Source organism: Nostoc sp. UIC 10630 (assembly GCF_010747425.1).
Taxonomy (GTDB): domain Bacteria; phylum Cyanobacteriota; class Cyanobacteriia; order Cyanobacteriales; family Nostocaceae; genus Nostoc.
In genome coordinates, this window is sequence record NZ_JAAGOG010000063.1 from 20,687 (window position 1) to 38,638 (window position 17,952).

At 41.9% G+C, this 17,952-nt stretch carries 15 protein-coding genes; 3 read left to right on the top strand and 12 right to left on the bottom strand.

Annotated features, from left to right (window positions below; translation table 11 throughout):
• Positions 1-9 precede the first annotated feature (9 nt).
• Both cas6 and G1O98_RS16555 read right to left on the bottom strand, forming a co-directional pair.
• Positions 10-855, bottom strand: a complete 846-nt coding sequence (cas6, locus tag G1O98_RS16550; RefSeq protein WP_163929800.1) for a CRISPR-associated endoribonuclease Cas6 — start codon at positions 853-855, stop codon at positions 10-12.
• Entirely contained in the window at positions 845-1,465 is a 621-nt protein-coding gene (locus G1O98_RS16555; protein ID WP_163929801.1) for a 2OG-Fe(II) oxygenase, read from the bottom strand. Before G1O98_RS16555 ends, cas6 begins: the two co-directional genes overlap by 11 nt.
• 106 nt (positions 1,466-1,571) lie before the next feature.
• Here G1O98_RS16555 and G1O98_RS16560 point away from each other — a divergent pair, with 106 nt between their 5' ends.
• Complete coding sequence (locus G1O98_RS16560; RefSeq protein WP_163929802.1) at positions 1,572-1,982, top strand: hypothetical protein; 411 nt, start codon at positions 1,572-1,574, stop codon at positions 1,980-1,982.
• Here the strand turns inward: G1O98_RS16560 and cas5d are convergent, their stop codons facing one another.
• From cas5d to G1O98_RS16605, 9 genes are all read right to left on the bottom strand, one after another.
• On the bottom strand, positions 1,983-2,690 hold the full coding sequence (gene cas5d, locus G1O98_RS16565) for a type I-D CRISPR-associated protein Cas5/Csc1 (protein ID WP_163929803.1): 708 nt from the start codon (positions 2,688-2,690) through the stop codon (positions 1,983-1,985).
• Entirely contained in the window at positions 2,690-3,706 is a 1,017-nt protein-coding gene (gene cas7d, locus G1O98_RS16570; RefSeq protein ID WP_163929804.1) for a type I-D CRISPR-associated protein Cas7/Csc2, read from the bottom strand. Before cas7d ends, cas5d begins: the two co-directional genes overlap by 1 nt.
• Before the next feature lie 50 nt (positions 3,707-3,756).
• Complete coding sequence (gene cas10d / locus G1O98_RS16575; RefSeq protein WP_163929805.1) at positions 3,757-7,047, bottom strand: type I-D CRISPR-associated protein Cas10d/Csc3; 3,291 nt, start codon at positions 7,045-7,047, stop codon at positions 3,757-3,759.
• A gap of 17 nt (positions 7,048-7,064) precedes the next feature.
• Positions 7,065-8,084, bottom strand: coding sequence for a PDDEXK nuclease domain-containing protein (locus tag G1O98_RS16580; RefSeq protein ID WP_163929806.1), 1,020 nt, complete (start codon positions 8,082-8,084; stop codon positions 7,065-7,067).
• A gap of 17 nt (positions 8,085-8,101) precedes the next feature.
• Positions 8,102-8,323 (bottom strand): DUF433 domain-containing protein, encoded by a 222-nt coding sequence (locus tag G1O98_RS16585; RefSeq protein WP_163929807.1) that lies wholly within the window; start codon positions 8,321-8,323, stop codon positions 8,102-8,104.
• Positions 8,324-8,592: 269 nt separating this feature from the next.
• The gene (locus tag G1O98_RS16590; RefSeq protein WP_163929808.1) at positions 8,593-8,799 is read right to left on the bottom strand and encodes a hypothetical protein; all 207 of its coding nucleotides are present in this window, start codon (positions 8,797-8,799) and stop codon (positions 8,593-8,595) included.
• 357 nt (positions 8,800-9,156) lie between these two features.
• Positions 9,157-11,334 carry a type I-D CRISPR-associated helicase Cas3' gene (gene cas3 / locus G1O98_RS16595; RefSeq protein WP_163929809.1) on the bottom strand — a complete coding sequence of 726 codons (2,178 nt, stop codon included), beginning with the start codon at positions 11,332-11,334 and terminating at the stop codon, positions 9,157-9,159.
• Positions 11,331-11,717, bottom strand: coding sequence for a DUF5615 family PIN-like protein (locus tag G1O98_RS16600; protein ID WP_163929810.1), 387 nt, complete (start codon positions 11,715-11,717; stop codon positions 11,331-11,333). Before G1O98_RS16600 ends, cas3 begins: the two co-directional genes overlap by 4 nt.
• A complete protein-coding gene (locus tag G1O98_RS16605; protein WP_163929811.1) occupies positions 11,714-11,974 on the bottom strand; it encodes a DUF433 domain-containing protein in 261 nt (86 codons plus the stop codon). Before G1O98_RS16605 ends, G1O98_RS16600 begins: the two co-directional genes overlap by 4 nt.
• A gap of 168 nt (positions 11,975-12,142) precedes the next feature.
• Between G1O98_RS16605 and G1O98_RS16610 the strand changes: the two genes are divergently transcribed.
• Positions 12,143-13,009, top strand: coding sequence for a WYL domain-containing protein (locus tag G1O98_RS16610; RefSeq protein WP_163929812.1), 867 nt, complete (start codon positions 12,143-12,145; stop codon positions 13,007-13,009).
• A gap of 52 nt (positions 13,010-13,061) precedes the next feature.
• Here G1O98_RS16610 and G1O98_RS16615 read toward each other — a convergent pair whose 3' ends face one another.
• Complete coding sequence (locus G1O98_RS16615) at positions 13,062-13,262, bottom strand: hypothetical protein (protein ID WP_163929813.1); 201 nt, start codon at positions 13,260-13,262, stop codon at positions 13,062-13,064.
• Positions 13,263-13,386: 124 nt separating this feature from the next.
• Between G1O98_RS16615 and G1O98_RS16620 the strand changes: the two genes are divergently transcribed.
• Positions 13,387-17,952, top strand: a 4,566-nt coding sequence (locus G1O98_RS16620) for a PAS domain-containing protein (protein ID WP_163929814.1), incomplete at its 3' end; no start/stop codon positions are given.

Here is a 17,952-nt window from a genome sequence, read left to right on the forward strand (position 1 = left end):
TTATTGAAATTAGGGAGAATACAGCCGTCGCATCATCCCCATCCCCATTGTTGTTTTTCTGCCGACACCACTATATAAAGCAAAGTCAGCTAAAGCGTTAATTTGCTTAATTTGTATTGGTTCAACTGCCCCTAAAATCTTATAGGTAACTTCGCCAATAATGCCAATAAATTTGCTGCGAGAGTCAGCTAATATTTCTGTGTGAATATTGACAAATGAGGGAAATATTGACTCAATAGCAATGTGAGATAATTCTATGCCACTGTATTTATTCCACCGCGAAAGTAGGGAATTAAAAACAGATTCTCTGGTAGGAAGGGTAGTATCATACTGTCCTTGACGAAAGGCGGTAGGCGTGGAGAAGCTAAGGTTAATGGAAGAGTTGCGGTCGCTAGCTTCTTCGTATAATTGAGCGTAAGTACTGGCATTTGCCCAAGGTTGAATAGATTGGGGTGTGCCTTGAATGCTGGTAATATACAAGTCAGCCGGGCCAAGATGCCAAGGGCGATTGGGATTAAGATTTAGCCAAAGTTGGGTAAGTTTGCCAAATAGAGTGTCATCTAATAAAGAGATGCGCCACCAACAAGGAGTTCCGGCGGGAATAGGTTGTTGATGTGAATATTGCAATTTAGATCCCCCTTTACCACCTTTTAAAATAGGAGAGTTTGTATTATTAATTTGTAGAGGGGAGAGGGTGAAAGCTTTATCTGCGGTGGAAGCGTGCAAGCGATCGCCTAATGTGCTATCTACAGAACTAACAAGGGTTAAAAATAAGGCGTGGAGATGTCTACCTGTAAGATATTGTGGTGGAATAGGCGATTGAGGTAGCAAATTCAACACTAAACTATGAGGCATACTTTCTTTTTTTGGTTGTAGACTGAGTGATTCTTGACTCTACAGTAAACTCAGGGATTTCCTGGAGTTCAGCATCACTCAAACTATACTGTTCACAAACGAGACTTAGACGATTTCCTGGGGTTTTGACAGCGTTAACCGAATGGGTTAAATCACCTTGAAAATAAACTAAAGTATTGAATTGTGGCTTAATTTGCCCAAGTTGGCGTTTGTGCGATCGTAATACCAGTTCTCCGCCTTCCATATCTGCTGGTACTCGTACATAGAGGACACTGACAACCGCAGGCGGTTCAATGGTTTTGGAATAGGAACGTAAGGAGCGATCGATATGCGGATCGACGCGGGAGCCTTCTTTGAGTTGTAAAGGATTGAGGTAAAAAGCATTACAACTCGGCTGGAGAGCCAAATCGAGGTAAGGTTTGAAGTAGGGAAATTGCTGTTCTACTTTTGCTAATCCAGAACGCTGAAATACTACAGAAAATCCTTTGGTGGCGACAAAATCGCGGTTGAGGTTGTTGATAGCAAAGTAAGGACAAGCTTGGATTTCTCCCCACAAGTTGTTTAGATAATCGCTGGGGAAGGCGTTGGATTGTTGTTGATAGTGTTTCACTAGAGATAGAGGAGCGATCGCTGAATGTGGTATCTAAAATTTTAAAGACTATCGAGTGATGATAGTAGTATTCTAAGTTAGAAAAACTACATAGGGAGAAAGACCAATGAGAATTGATGATTACAATGAAGCAAAGGCACTAACTGAAAAACTGAAAGAGAACTTACCCATTAAAGCACGAGCAGGTAAGGAGTTTTTGAAGACATTAAAGCAAAAAGGAGTAAACGCCGATCCAGACAGAGAATTTGAAATTGATTTTGTTGGCTATTCAGGAGATGAAGGCGGGATTATGTGCGGGCTAAAAGAGCCGAATAATCCCGAAAGTAAAGAACAATATGTTTCTTCTATTACTCATCTAAAGATTGATCCTAATCATCCTCTAGCTGCTGAAGTGCAGACTTACCAACGCCAGCGAATACGTAAGTTAATGTTGCAAGATTCAAGAGGTTTTAAAGCTGAGTTAATGACGATAGAGCCTCGAAAAAATAAAGACCGTGGTAAAGGTTTTGGGAAGTAATTAACTCCGAAACCGATATTCTATCTGAACTGGAATTTTTAAGTTTTGAATGCCGTCAAATTGATAGTATTGACCTCGCATTTGGACATTTTGAATTAGACTGACTGGAGGCATATTCACAACATCATAGCTAATCACTTGATTCGTGAACATGACATCTAACGGATTTAATGGATGTGTACAAGTGAATATACCTTCAGAAATTTTATGTTTAGGTAAGTGTTCAACCGTCACTTCAGCCTTGCTCATCCATTTACCCAACCGAATCCACTTTGGTAGTTTGAGTTCTTTTTGAGATATGACAAAAAACTCAAATATACTTTCTGGTGCTATTTCTTTTGCTCTGCCAAAACTAGGGATATTTTTCTGTGTTTTCTCCATTTCAACGTGGTAGTTATTGTTAGCATACTTCCAGGTGTTGAGGATAGAAGAATGATTGAGCGATCGCGCCGGAGTTACGTAAATTTCCTGTTGATTGAGTGGCGTTAAATGCTCCTCATATTTTGGCACTTGTTCCGGGCAAAAATAGCGGTAAGAATGTTCTTCAGCAACCGTAGTAGAGTAGATTTGGCTATCAACTAAACCCAGTGCATAACAGAGAGCGTAATTGTGAATTATTGGCTCTGTTTCATACAATCGTCCGATTTCACGAGTTGCAAAATATAGGCTGTCGTGCAACTCCAATTGACAACGATAAATAAACACCATTACTCTTTCCCCGCTTTAGCAGCAGTTTTTTTCTTGCTAATATGCTTCTTGGCATAATCTTTAGCTTCTGCATCAGCTTTTTGCAAAATTGCCTGAATTCCTTTCTCACTTCCTGTTAAAGTTTTGACTTCATTAATTAGGGATACAAAAGTATCACCAATAAAATCTGTATGAACAATAAACTCATCAGCCATTAACGCCTCAATAGCATTTTTTGCAGCAGTGATTACATCATCTTCATCTAATGGATCGGGAGTATTTAAAGTATTGTTAGATTTCATTTGGTCATATATTGCCTGAGTCCAACGCAGGTTGCTCGTGATTTCTCCATCCGCAAATACAACACCAATTAACTCATTTCTAACACGACCTGTACGGGTGGTTTGCGCTCCATAATGACGAGTTCGCAGAATGTTATTAAAAACGTAAAGAAAGCTAGCCTCAGTGGGGTCTTTCAAGGTGACAATACTAGGGAAGAAAACTTGCGGTCTAATATGGTCTTGCTGATTAATTCGACTGGTAACTTCACCAGGTTTAGAACCATTTTCACCCTTGGAAGCCATCGTGCCATTTTCATAAGGAGCGTTGAGGGTGAATGTTTCGTGTGATTCATCAAAAGCTGTAATTGAAAATGCCGTGTCTACTACAACTTTCGATTTTTCAGAGCCAGAGTCACCAATAGCAAATCCGTAAATGATGCAGTCAGGATTATCCATTGCAAAATTCACGTTATATTCGCATTCTTCAGCCGTCATTAAGCCATAATTACGCAGCAATTCCCGACCAACTAAACGCTCTGGAGTAGACTGTTTGCGCTTGAACATTGACAAACGGCTAATTGTGGTTTTGTCTTTAACTCCTGCTCTTACCCGTGCTTTATTCAGTTCTGCATCTGTCTGAAATAGAGGGTAAGATTCAGTAATACGAATAGTTAAGAAATGAACATATTTACCCATTGGTTTGTAAGGAATCTCAGCTTGAAAGAATTTGGATTCAACAGTTTTTAAAATTGCCATGATTTTCTCCAAAAAATTGTTTACTACTTGTTTACTTCTAGAGGAAGAATTTATTCCGGTTCATTAACATCATCTATTACAGGAATATTTTCATTTCTTCCTGCATTTTCTTTGTCATCTTCAAGACGATAAAGAAATTCGCAAGTATCCCTAATTAAGTTGAGTTGACGGCCTGCTAAACGAGCGCGATCGCCTGCAAATGCGTTATCAAATACCTCCACTACAAAATACTTGGCAAAATCTAGAACAGCTTGCCGTTCTTCTTCTCGTTTGCTCATGATCCAGCGTCCTTCAGCAGTAGAAGAATGAACGCGATCCATGAGTTTAAAAACTTCTGCTGCAACAGCCACAACTAATGTTTCTCCCTGAAACACACTTGACTCAGCTTTGAGTATAGTTTCAGCCGCAATATCAACAGGTTTCAACACAGCATTAGACTTAGGATTATAACGCTTATTAGCTCGGTAAAATCTGCGGTATAAATCTGTTAACTTCTTAGGATGATTCAGACTTGATGCTTCTCCCACAATTAATTGCTCCATATTAGTGTCATATTTCACATAAGGGTCAAAACAAGGATAAAAATGATAGGCATAAAGCCGGATTTTTTCAATTCGTGCTGTATCTGATCCCTGGTTACGCACCCAGCGATTGAGATAAGAAAAGACGTACAAAGAACTGGTTTCAAAATCTTTAGCCAGTTCTGTAAATCTCCCCCAGTTGGCATCGTAACCAGACTTACCCTGTCGCGCATTTACATCTAAATGAATGGCGTAAGCGGCGGTAAGCACATTTAAAGGTGCTGGGTATTGGATGCCATTTTCATTCCAGCCTTCGAGGATGTAGTCAAGACGGAAGCGATCGCGCTTTACTAAAGCACGGAAAGCATGAGGCGCACTATCAAGGAAAACGCTTTCCTCAAATTCAGCCCCATCATTAAAAGGTGGAATTGGTGACTCTGAAACCACAGTTTTAACATCTAAAATCATCGGGAAAGCAAACGCTAACCAAGTTGGCATTACCCAAGATTCTGTATCGGTGCTGTCTCTTCCTGGCGGGAGTGCCATGAAGTAAAATGTTAAAGGCTGGTCTTCAGGATAGGAAAGCTTAAAGGTGCGATCCTTGTCACGCTGGAGGTTTTCATCGATTAAGAAACTGTCTACACTTTGGTAGCGATCGCGCCCCAAATCCGCCTGTAAATCCTTACTGATAAAATGATTGCGAACGCTGGTATCAAAGCGAGTTTGAGCAATACCATTGTATGCTTTCTGCAAAAACTTGTTAGTCTCTGGAGTAAAGTAATAAGTAGGATAAAAATAGAGATAGCGATATTTCCCATCTTCAAATCGCTTACCTACAGCTTGAGTTTGATTCATCAATATTTGCCTGAGCATCATCTCCACACCTGCAATACTGGAGATATTACGTTTAGCGTTAGAACCTCCTAACATTTGCTTGTTTGTATAAACTTGTGGCGTAAATAAAACTGCTGATTCCATTTGCTCAGTGACTGTGTAAGCAGAATGAGAAATTGAGCAGATTAATTGTTTCCCTCGCCCTAATTTTTTCGCAGCATTATAATTATCTAACTCATTTAGAAATGTTTCAACTTGAGTTTTAACAGATGGCTCTTGATTAGTACCTGGTAACATCACAACTCGTTTTACCCAAAGCCTTAAATCATCCCAACCATCAGGCAATTCATACTGAGAAATTATCGGAGAAATTAAGGTTGTCAAATAGTCAATGACTTGCTGACAAGCTTCGCGTACATCTTCAATTCCTGGATGATGTTCTAAATATTTAGCTGCAAGATAATACCATTCATAAGGTACTCCTCCAGTATTTCCCTTTAACTTGTTTTCTTTGAGACTTTCATTAATGCGTTGAATTTCTCTAATTTGGGGTAAACATTCTGCTAAATTCCAAAATTCTGCAACTTTGTGAGTTAAATCAAAATCGGGAACTGCTGGCAGCTTTTTATCTTTCTTACGAGCAGAATCAACGCGATTAACTGTTTCTTCCCAAATCTTGCGGCTAACTAAATCACCAAACTCTGCTATTTGGTCAATACGAATATCGTCTTCAAATTTGAAGTCATAATCAGCAGATAAAACATTTTGTTGTTGAAACTTATTCAGATTTTCGCTACGACTTTTAGCAACAGAGGCTTTATTAGGGTTTAAGATGCGTAATGTAGCATCTAAGGCTACTTTTATCAAGCCTATGTCGTCAAAAAATAAGTTGTAGTATTCGGCATATTTCATACCTTTACCATCTCTACCAAACCCTGTTTGTCTGAGGCGTAATTGACCTGCACAAAGTGATTTAATACTGTTAACTACACGGTCTGGTAAATCTTCCGGCGAGATAGCTGGAGCATTGCGCGAAGCCAAGTAAATAACGCCTGTCGGCAGATATAATAAAGGTTCATAGTAGGTATGCTCATCAGTATTGAGACTAGTATGAGCCTGAATTAAAGCATTATTCACCACATTAGTTAAAACACCACGATTCTCAGCAATGCTGTGATAGGTAAATTTCAACTGTCCATCACTGAGGCTGTGGATGATTTCTTTGAGTCTAGGATGTTCTGCATCTTGGGGATGTTTAACAATTGAGGCGAGAGAATCAGCCAAACAAGTTAAATCAGATAAACTGCGAAGCGTGCGGTCTTTGAGAATAGGATTTAACCCAAATTCAGAAAAATTCCAGTTAGTATCCCAGCGACGTTGAGCATTATAAGCCATGCACAACAAATCATCTAGATACTCTCGATAAGCTTCAGGATTTTCTGGATTTATAAAGTTATCTAGTCCTAACTGATGAACTTTTTTACCAATAATTTCACGATGTTCTGCTAACGGCAACTTGCGGCAGTTTTCAGGTACATCAGGAAACTTTTCAAAATCATGTAAAATAAATCCAGCAATTACCAAACGCCGTTCTCGCTCTTTTACCACTCGCTGCACTGTGGTATTAAGTTTTTCTAAACGTTTCTCAATTAAATTTGCTGGGAATAATCCATTTAATAAGTGAGTATTCAGTGATTGATCAGCAGCGTTATCTCGTCTGACTTTAGTTTTTCCTTCAGCTTCTCGCTGTTGGTCGATTTCATCAAAAAACTTACCACCTTTCGCCGTTACACCAATCGCTATCCGCAACAGATTTGGTAAAACATACTCACCAAAGTCTGCCATTACCTTATCATCTGGATTTTGAGATTGAATTGCTTCTCGTAATAGCTTGAGTGTTAATAATTCGCCTTTGGTTTCAATAGTACGGTCTGAAGAATCACCATCAAAACCAAAATCACCTGATAACCAATCATCATTAGACATTTTCAAACTCCATTTTTTTACTCCACGCCTTCTAGCAACTTGGCAACTTGCTCTGGAGCCGGAAGCTGATTTTTTAGTTCTTGAGGCAACGTAGAAAACAGTTTATAAGTTGCTATACCAATTGGTTTATTCGATTCTCTCAGTGCATACTCAACAATAGTTTTGTCCTTGGATTTGCAAAGAATAATTCCGATTGAGAGATTTTCGTCTGGGAATCGAGATAAATCATCTAAAGCCGCCAGATAAAATTGCATTTTTCCCACATACTCAGGTAGGAACTCTCCAGTTTTTAACTCAATCGCAACTAGACATTTTAATTGGCGGTGATACAGCAACAGGTCAATAAAAAATTCTTTATCGCCAACTTCTAAGCGATACTGACTGCCAACAAAAGTAAACCGCCCACCCATTTCTTGCAAGAATGGTTCAACTCTTGCCAAAATCGCCTGTTCTAGCTGTCGTTCACTGTGTTCATCTGCTAGTTCCAAGAAATCAAAAGTATATTCATCTTTGACAGCTAGTTTTAATTGGTTACGGATCTCTGCTGGAACAGTTTTATCAAAGTTAGTCTGATTCAACAGAGTCTTTTCATAGGTTTGATTTTCAATTTGGTGAATCAAAACATTCTTTGTCCAGCCAAATTTACGAGTCATTCTGATATAGAATTCCCGTTCTAGGTCATTTTTGCACTTCTCTACAATGACCAGATTGTGACTCCATCCAATTTCTCGCACCATTGGTGCGAGTTTTTCATTGTTGACATAGGATTCATAAAAAAGCCTCATCCGCCAGAGGGTAGCAGCAGAAAATCCGCTAATTCCTGGAAACTCTGCTTGTAAGTCTTTTGCTAACTGTTCTACTACAGATTTTCCCCAACTAGCGCCCTGCTGTTGAGTAACAATTATCTGTCCAATGTCCCAGTAGAGGTTAATCATTTCCCGATTAACTGCTTTTAGTGCTTCGTACTGGGCTGAACGAATACGCTGTTTTATTTCCATTGGCAAATGTCTGTAATTGTCTGAAACCGGGTTACTCATAGCGGAAAAGATTCAACTTATTCATCACCAACTAGCCGACGCGCATAGTAGAGCAAACAGGCTTGTACATCTTCCCGTTCTAACCAGGGATAACTTTCTAGCAAGGTTTCGATAGTATCTCCCGCCGCCAACATCCCAAAAATATGTTCAACCGCAAGGCGATGACCTCGAATAATTGGTTTACCGCCAAAGATTTTAGGGTTGACTGTGATTCTTTCTAAAAGTTTTTGTTCGTTCATGGGTTATGTCAGAGAAGGAATTGTTTTTCTTTGCCAATCATATTTTTACGCTAAGAAAAGAAGGAAGCATTCATAAAATCAACTGCTTTAAGGTTTTGATGTATACCAGACTTGTACCCAGCTATCTGCCACAAGTTTTGCTTTGTGGTTCTAGGGGGTTGAGACTAATTACGCCTGAACTTAATGCCGTAACCTACTGTTCAGCTTCCCTCTATAGCAAAAAATTCTCTGTTTAACCAAGAAATTCGCTAACACCACATTAATATCGGTTAATATTTGGGCAAACGATACTTGTGTTTGAGTCCAACTCGCTCTCTCACTATTGAAAAGCCTTTTTTGTCACGAGCTTTATCTACAGCATCTCCAAAGCGCCAACCGACTTTATCGGGTTGAGCTAGTTCATCGCCCCAGTGCCATTCACCATCTGCTAAGACTTCAATTAATAGCTCAACCTTAGTCTTCTTACGTTTTCGCATCTTTCAATCCTTAAGGTAACTTTACATACAGCCCATTAGAACGGATGGTTCTTTTAACTACCAGCCTTACTAATCGCATACTCAAAAACTAACTTAAGCGAAAGCCGATTGCAATATATTAAATCCAATAAGTTAACAGACTTATTTAACGTTATAAATATCTAGTCAAATAAGTCAGCACTTGATGGCGGTTACTTTCCTTTACTATCTGCTACTCTCAGATCAGACGGAGACTCACCATATAAATAAGGTGAGATTACTAATCCCTATCAGGGATTGAAATAAATACGTCTGAACTTACTGGCGTAAGCTTTTTCTCCGTTACACTAACCAAAATCCCTATCAGGGATTGAAACCTCAAGTAATCCATATCTCATTTCCTTTGCTTTTAAACGTGTAAGCAAGCGTATCCAGCAGTAGCGCAGAGTGACCAAAAGCGATCGCACACGGTGCAGTAGCATCATGAAAGCTATACTGATCGCTGATGCCATAAATCTGAAAATTCATCGGCAGCCTTAGCCGCATCCGCACTTCAGCAAGAGGACGGCGAATCACGTAACAAACCAAACCTTCCTTTTTTAGGCGTTTGTTAATTTCCCCAACCCAATAGTTGTCTGGTTGCCAAATTTCCACACCAGTCAAAACCTGAACTTTCCAAGCGTCAGCAATTGGCTGCAAGTTGCCAGAATAGGTAAACTTCCAGTTCAGCCGTTCCTCTCGGTAGGAACGCAACTTCATAAATGCTAGACAATGAGCAAATCTACCTTTGGCGATGGGTTGTCCCGTGCGTTCTGCGGTTTCTTTAAGTGTCCGTATAAATGCCGCTTCCGTCCACATTTCAATTTCTAAATTGCCCAAAATACCCGGTAAATCGTAGGTTTTAAATCTATCTGCTTCGTTTTCTTCCGTTAAGTCGTATAAACCACATTGCAAAGGACTTGAACCTCGAAAACTAGCAGCATCCTCAGCAATAGGATTTCCTGATTTACCAGAAAGCGCTTGCCAATCTTTCGCCCATCCCGAAACACGTCCAGCCGCAGACTTTAGACTAGTTTCAAATACTTGTTCACAGGCTTCTTGAAACTTGTCTCGGCTTTGGGCATACTGTTGTTTAATTGTGCGATCGCTCAACTGATAAAACAGCCAAAATGATTGCACAGCACCCCATCGACGATAATAACCACGAAAATCGTTGATTTGTCGATAATTCTCAGTAATTGTATTGTGAAAAAAGGGGCGATCGCAAATACTATTCACTTCTAACGGTGGAGTATCACCCTTAAACAATCGCTCTACCAAAAAGTTAGGAACTAGAGAAAAAGCTGTAAAATTCTCAAACTTAACTATCTGACCATCTTTCTCATATTCGTCATGTCTTCCTAAGCGTCCTAAACGTTGGATAAAGTTACCTGCATCGGATGATTCAAAAATTAAAAAATTGATTTTGAAATCAACCCCTACATCGATTGTGCTAGTACCAATAACCAAGTCAGCAGCAAGACTTCGCTCTTTTTCTCCTTTTCCCGATAGCCCTGTATTTTCTCCAACTTTCAATCCGTAAGGCTGTAAGATTTCCCGAAAAAATTGAGTTAGGCGTTTGACTGTTGCAATTGAGTTAAGGATGATTGCACCTTTACTTCCTGGATACTGCTGAAACTGAGCTAAAATCAAATCAATATTTTCTTTTAGCCAAGTTTCCGAAGCTTTAAAGGACGGTTCCAAAGGAATAAAATTCAATCTAATTATTCGCGCTACTTGCCGCCATCCCTGTGTTTGCAGTTGCTGCCCTTCTTCTGGTGTATCGGGAAACTGATATTTATTTTGTTTTAGAGGGTCAATTTCTTGACAACGAAATCCTGCTTTTTCTAATCGCCCAATTAAGTTTGTATCTGGTGTGGCTGAGAGAAACAGAAATTTCTTGCGGCGATTTGTACAGCGAATCAACAACATTGTGTTAATCACACTAGCAATTTGTGGAGCTGCGAAAACATGAAATTCATCAAAAATAAACAAGTCAAAATCTTTATCAATTCTGCCCCATAACTTATCTGGACTATCGCTACGAATTATATAAGCACCTCGATGTAAGTAGTGAAAAATATCAGGGTTAGTTAATAACGCTTCTCTCTGGTTAGTCAGAGTTGCGATCGCAGCTCCTTTTTTCAATCCTTCATTTTCAGCATAAATCTCTAAATCAGCCCCACTCAGTCGCACTACACGCGGCTGATTCTCTGGCTGAAATTTCTCAACATATCCTTTAATCTGCGTTTCTTGATCGCGGGCGAGTTCATTGGTTGGGTAAAGTCCGATCGCAGAAAATTCGCCCTGAAGCACTTCTAGGTAAGCCGCGAGACTTTTACCATCGCCAGTCATCGCAGTATTGAATACTACATCAATATTTGGATCGCGCAACGCTTCTAAAGTTGCGGCTTGATGCCAAGAAAGCAACCAATCTTTAGGTAATTTAACCCCGTCAGGTGTCGGGACGGTTTTGGAGTAAACAGGCTTGAGAGTAATTTTGTATGCTTCCGTCATTTGTCTTTTCCCTCTGCCTCAATATCCTGATATTCTTGAATACTTCCTTGTCGAATTATCCATAATTTACCAGTCACATCTGCTGCTTCAAGTCCAGAAATTAGAGTTTCTGTAACTGTGCGATAATCTTCAAAACTAGGACGGGATGGTAAACGAATGACTATAATTCCTGTATAGTGAGAAGGATTATATTTAAGACGATTTCCAAATCCTCTATCTATCGTTACTAAACATCTATTCTCGCTACGGCAAATGTCAATTAATTCCTCATCATGAGTTGAAATTAAACCTTGTTCTCGGACAGTAGCAACATCATGTCCTGCAAGACGCAATAATGTAGCTACTCGCAAACTACCAAGATTTTCATCAAGTTTAATATTCACTTTTTTGATTCCTTTTGCAATCCTAAAGGAATTTCTACATAGCTATCTCTTGTCATCTCGGCAGCATAAGCAATACAGGCTAGGATATCTTCTCGTTCCAAACCGGGATATTCTTCTAAAATCGTCTCTATTTTTTCTCCACTTGCAAGAAGGTCGAGAATTAAACTAACCCATATACGATGACCTTTAATACAAGGTTTACCGAAACAAATATCGGGATCAATGGAAATTCGAGATAGTAAATCGTTCTTAGTCATTGAAACTTCTCCAAATTTGTCTAATTCTTCTCAATGAATCCTCTTCTCCTAATTCTATATTTGGACTTACACTTAAATAGTGTCCGTAACTGGTTGCTAAAAACTATATTGGCACGCAAAATAGAAGTTGACAAGAGAAAATAAGTACAAAGTATACGGACATTTTTCATGAGTCGAAAAGGTCAATCTATTACACTGTCGATATCAGAACGTGATAAAGCCGAGCTAGAAGCGATCGCTCGTGAATTCGGTATGATGTGGGGAGAGGAGCCTAACATCTCTAAGTTAATTAAAGCGATCGCTCAACGGAAGTTACTCATCGGTAACAATAACGATTGGAAAGAACCACGCATCAGGGCATTACATAGATGTATCAATGCGTTGACAGACATCGGGCAAATTGAACAAGCCCAAATCATTGCAAACTTACTTCTCGAACGCAGCGAACTATCATTACCGTTGCGAGGCGAAATTGAACGTTTCTTAGAGAATTTGCCCCCACCTTGGCGCTTAGAGATAGACCGTTATATCTTGCGCGAACAGCCCTTTCAGCTTTCCTATCAAGATGCAGCCGGACACTTATTAAACTTTACCGTTCGCCATGCCAAAGTTACACCTCACGAAAAGCGGCAATATCTTGATTGCTGGTGCGAAGAGACAGAAGGAAACTTTGATATACCAGAACTGGTTCACAACTGGAGTTTGCGATTAGACAGGATTACTGAAGCTGCTGTCATGCCAATTTCTGGTGAGTGGCGAACTAATTTAGCTGAGATAGAAGTGGAAATGCATCTATTTGCAGGTTTGGCTTTTGCCTATCAAGCTAAACCTGAAGACAATGTTAATGAGTGGCTACCAGATAAAGCGCGAGTCCGGCGAGTTTTTAGGCGAGTATCTAGTACCTTTTGGTTTATCCGCGAAGTTATGCAATATGCACCAGATTGTGTAGTGATATTACCAGAGAATGTGCGCGATCGCCTTAAACAAAAACTCCTCACCCTCTGCCAGTTATACGATATCGAAATCAGGTCTTAACTCTTTCCCTCTCCAAGTCGGCTACGGTGTATACACAAGTCCAAGTAAACTACTAACAGAAGGAGTTGTAGGGAGTAAGAGGTGGTGGAAAATCCAATAAGAGTTCACGCTCAACTGATTCAGGGACGGGATAATCCTGAATTGCCTGCAACTGTTGCCTTTTCGGACGAGCAACTGCAATGTTTTGAGGTGATAGCAGTTCAGGCGATGAAAGTCGGCGCACAGGATTATCATAGACTTTTCCTAAAGTCATAAAATAGAGGGTATGGTAAAATCCTTACATGGATGAGGATTTTAGCGCTATTTCAAAAATAGTAATCTCCCTATGATAACCTGCGGAATGTGGGCTTGAACTCTATCCGCTCAATTAATTCACGATGTCTCAGCAACAGCGCACCCTCTTAATTGTCGATGATTCCCCAGAAGATCGAGAGCTATATCGGCGGTATTTGTTGCGCGATCGCGAATATTCTTACACTTTCCTAGAAGGAACCCTTGGACAGCAAGGGCTAGAACTTTTCCAGCAACATCAACCAGATGCCATTTTACTTGATTATCGACTGCCTGACATAGACGGACTGGAATTTCTGGCTAAATTGCAAACCTCAACTCAACAGCAGTGCCTACCTGTGATTGTTGTCACAGGGCAGGGCAATGAGGCGATCGCAGTTCAGGCGATGAAAGCCGGCGCACAAGATTATATTGTCAAAGAGCAAATTACCGCACAAGGGCTACAAATAGCAATCAATGGGGCAATTGAAACAGTGCGGCTACGCACCCAACTGCAACAGCGTATTGAACGAGAGCGCGTAGTCGCGCAAATTACCCAGCAAATTCACTTATCTCTGAATCTGGATGAAATTCTTCAGGCAACTGTAGCCGAGGTGCGGCAGTTTCTCCACACAGATCGCGTCCTGGTTTTTCGGTTAAATCCTGGTGGGGATGGGACAGTAGTGGCAGAATCAGTTGGGACAGAGTGGCGATCGCTTCTTTCTTCTACTATCCAAGATCCCTTCCTAGCTGAGACCTACATCACCTCCAATCGACCGCAACTTGTTAGCTACGATCCCGCCTTTATCAAGAATTATATCGAAGGCTATTATCAGGGGCAAGTAACGGCAGTATCGGACATTCATGACAGCAGTATTGACCCATGCCACGGTGAATTGTTGGCACAGTTTCAAGTCAAAGCTCATCTGGTTGTACCAATTCTGCAAGACAACCAGTTTTGGGGATTGCTAATTGCTCATCATTGTACCTCCCCGCGATTTTGGCAGCCCTTAGAAATTGACTTGCTTAAAGAGTTGGCAACTCAGATGAGTATCGCCTTGCGACAGGCAGAACTGTATCAGCAGGCACAGCGTGAGCTAAAGGAACGCCAACAGGTAGAAGCAGAACTGCGCCAAAGCGAAGAACATCTGCGATTGGCACTCTCAGCCTCTCGGATGGGAACGTGGAACTGGAACATCCAAACGGGAAAAATTACCTGGTCGGATAACCTGGAAGCCTTATTTGGGCTGCAACCAGGAGAGTTTGACGGCTCATTTGAAATGTTTGTGGCGCGGTTGCACCAAGACGATCGCGATCGCGTTCTAGCAGTCGTCGATCATGCCATCGCCACTGGAGAAGACTATGACATTGAATTTCGGGTAGTATATCCCAATGGTAAGATTCGGTGGGCACTGAGCCAGGGCAAGGTATTCTACGACCAACACGGGCAACCGATTCAGATGGCGGGTATCGATCTCGATATCACCGAACGCAAACAGTCAGCCGAAACTCTGCGCGAGAGTGAGGAACGTTTTCGGCAGCTTGCAGAAAATATTGATGCGGTGTTCTGGATCAAAGAGGTACAGGAAAATCGGGTCAGCTATGTTAGTCCTGCATATAAACGCCTGTGGGGATTGAACCCAGAGGAATTGTATCAAGGACAACAAGCATGGGTCGATCATATCCACCCAGAAGATCGAGAAGCGACAGACAGAGCGTTTCATGAAAAAGCTGTCGCAGGTAAATTCGATGAGGAATACCGAATTATTTTAGCCGATGGTAGTATTCGCTGGGTTCACGATCGCTGCTTTCCCCTTCGAGATGAAACCGGAGAGATTTATCGGTTTGCAGGTATTGCCGAAGACATCAGCGAACAGCAAGCTGCGCTACGCGAACGCAAACAGGCAGAGCAAGCCTTGCGAGACAGTGAAGAACGCCTGCAAATGGCACTGGAAGGTTCTGGTGGCGGTCTCTGGGATTGGAATATTGTTACCAATGAAGATTATTTAAGTTCCCAATGGCTGGAAATGTTGGGATATGAGCAAGGAGATTTACCTGGGGACTTTAGCGCCTGGGAGCGACTGATTCATCCTGACGATAAAGTTTGGGTGATGGAACGGTTGAATGCTCATCTTCACGACGATTCGGTGTCTTACAAATTTGAATATCGAATGTTAACCAAGTCTGGGGAGTGGAAATGGATAGCCAACCACGGAAAGGTAGTTTCGCGGGATCGACAGGGCAATCCACTCCGTCTTTCAGGCATCCATCATGATATCAGCGATGTCTACGACGAGCTTCGCTTACGCAAACAGGCAGAACTTGCTCTGCGAAAGAGCGAAGAACGCTTCCGCACTTCAGTTGAAAATATGCTGGACTGCTTTGGGGTATACCGTGCTGTACGGAATGATCGGGGACAGATTGTCGATTTTGTAACTGAATATGTCAATAGCGCGGCTTGTTTCAACAATCAAATGACTTATGAGCAGCAGATTGGGCATGGGTTGTGTGAATTACTACCAGGGCATCATGAAAGTGGATTGTTTAATGAATACTGCCAGGTAGTAGAAACAGGACAGCCGCTCATTAAAGACAGCCTACTTTATGAGGATGATTACGGGCAACAACGCTTAGTTCGAGCCTTTGATATCCGCGTGGCTAAATTTGGAGACGGATTTGTTGCTACTTGGCGAGATATCACCACTCGCCAACAAACTGAAGAAGCCTTGCGCCAGAGTGAAGAATTTAAAAACCGCATTTTAGACAGCAGTTCTGATTGCATCAAGGTATTAAGCCTTGATGGGCGGCTGCTGTACATGAATACAGGTGGACTGTGTTTGATGGAAATTAATGATTTAAATTCTTATCTCAATAATGAATGGCTCTGTTTCTGGGAAGGCAGTTATCGGCAACAGGCAGAGGAGGCACTTGCTGCCACCAAAACAGGCAAAGTCAGCATTTTTAGCGGATACTGCCCAACTGTAAAAGGCACTCCGAAATGGTGGGAAGTGGTCGTTAGCCCGATTTTGGATGCTTCTGGGCAGCTGGAACGAATCTTGTTGATTTCACGAGACATTAGCGATCGCAAAAAGATAGAACTCCTCTTGCAGGAGAGCGAAGCCCGGTTGAAATTGGCGTACAAAGCGACGCAATCGGGATTATGGGACTGGGACATTATCCACAATAGCGCTCATGTATCTGAAGAGTACGTCAATCTGTTTGGGCTTGACCCAACCACAAAGGAAATCACCTATGAACTTTGGTTAAGTCTCCTGCACCCAGACGATCGCACCTCAGCCAATGAAACAGTGAGTCGCACCATCCAGCAACAGGAAGAGTACTATGAAGATGACTTCCGTACTATACATCCTGATGGCATTCGCTGGTTAGCGGCTAGAGGTCAGGTTTTCTATGATGCTGTGGGCAATGCGGTACGGATGGTGGGTAATGTACAGGATATCACCGATCGCAAACAAGCTGAAATCCAACGCGATCGCCTATTTCAGCTAGAGCAAGCAGCCAGAGCCGAAGCCGAACGCGCCAATCGGATCAAAGATGAGTTTCTTGCCGTTCTCTCCCATGAATTGCGATCGCCTCTCAACCCAATTCTCGGCTGGACAAAACTGCTGCAAACCCGTAAATTTAGTGAAACCAAAACAGCTGAAGCTTTAGCCACCATTGAACGCAATGCCAAACTGCAAACTCAACTGATTGATGACTTGCTGGATGTTGCCAAGATTCTGCGCGGCAAACTCACCATAGATGCTGTACCTGTGAATCTGGCATTTATTATTGAATCTGCGATCGACACGGTAACTACAGCAGCCATTGCCAAATCAATTTCGTTGCATCCGGTGCTGCCAAATATTGGGCAAGTCTCTGGAGATTCCAACCGCTTGCAACAGATCGTTTGGAATTTACTTTCCAACGCTATCAAGTTTACCCCCAAGGGAGGACGGGTTGAAATCCGATTAGAGCAAGTAGATGAGCAGGCACAGATTATCGTCCGTGACACTGGTAAAGGCATTAACCTTGAGTTTCTCCCGTATATTTTTGAGTCATTCCGTCAAGAAGATGTTTCAATTACTCGCAAGTATGGCGGGTTAGGATTGGGATTAGCGATCGTCCGGCAGTTGGTTGAGGCTCACGGCGGCACCATCATGGCTGACAGTCCGGGTGTTGGCTTGGGAGCTACCTTTACAGTCCAGTTGCCACTGCTGAATCTTCAACCAGAAATCAAGCAGATAGATGAGTTACCACAACCAGGACTTGAACTCACGGGAATTCGAGTTCTGACAGTGGATGATGATCCCGATGCCCGTGAGCTATTAACAGTATTGCTTACTGAATACGGAGCTACAGTCTTGACTGTTGCTTCTGCGGCAGAAGTGTTAGCAAACCTGGAGTCCTTTCAACCCGATGTGTTAGTCAGTGATATTGGGATGCCTGAAGTCGATGGTTATTCCTTGATTCAACAGATCCGAACTTTAACCCCCGAAAAAGGCGGACAAATTCCCGCGATCGCTTTGACTGCTTATGCCAGAGTTGATGATTACCAGCGAGCCATAACCAGTGGCTATCAACGCCACGTTACCAAGCCCCTCGATCCAGAAGAGTTAGTGCAAGCTGTGGTGGCACTCGCACAGATCAAGATGGGGCAGGGGGCAGGGGAG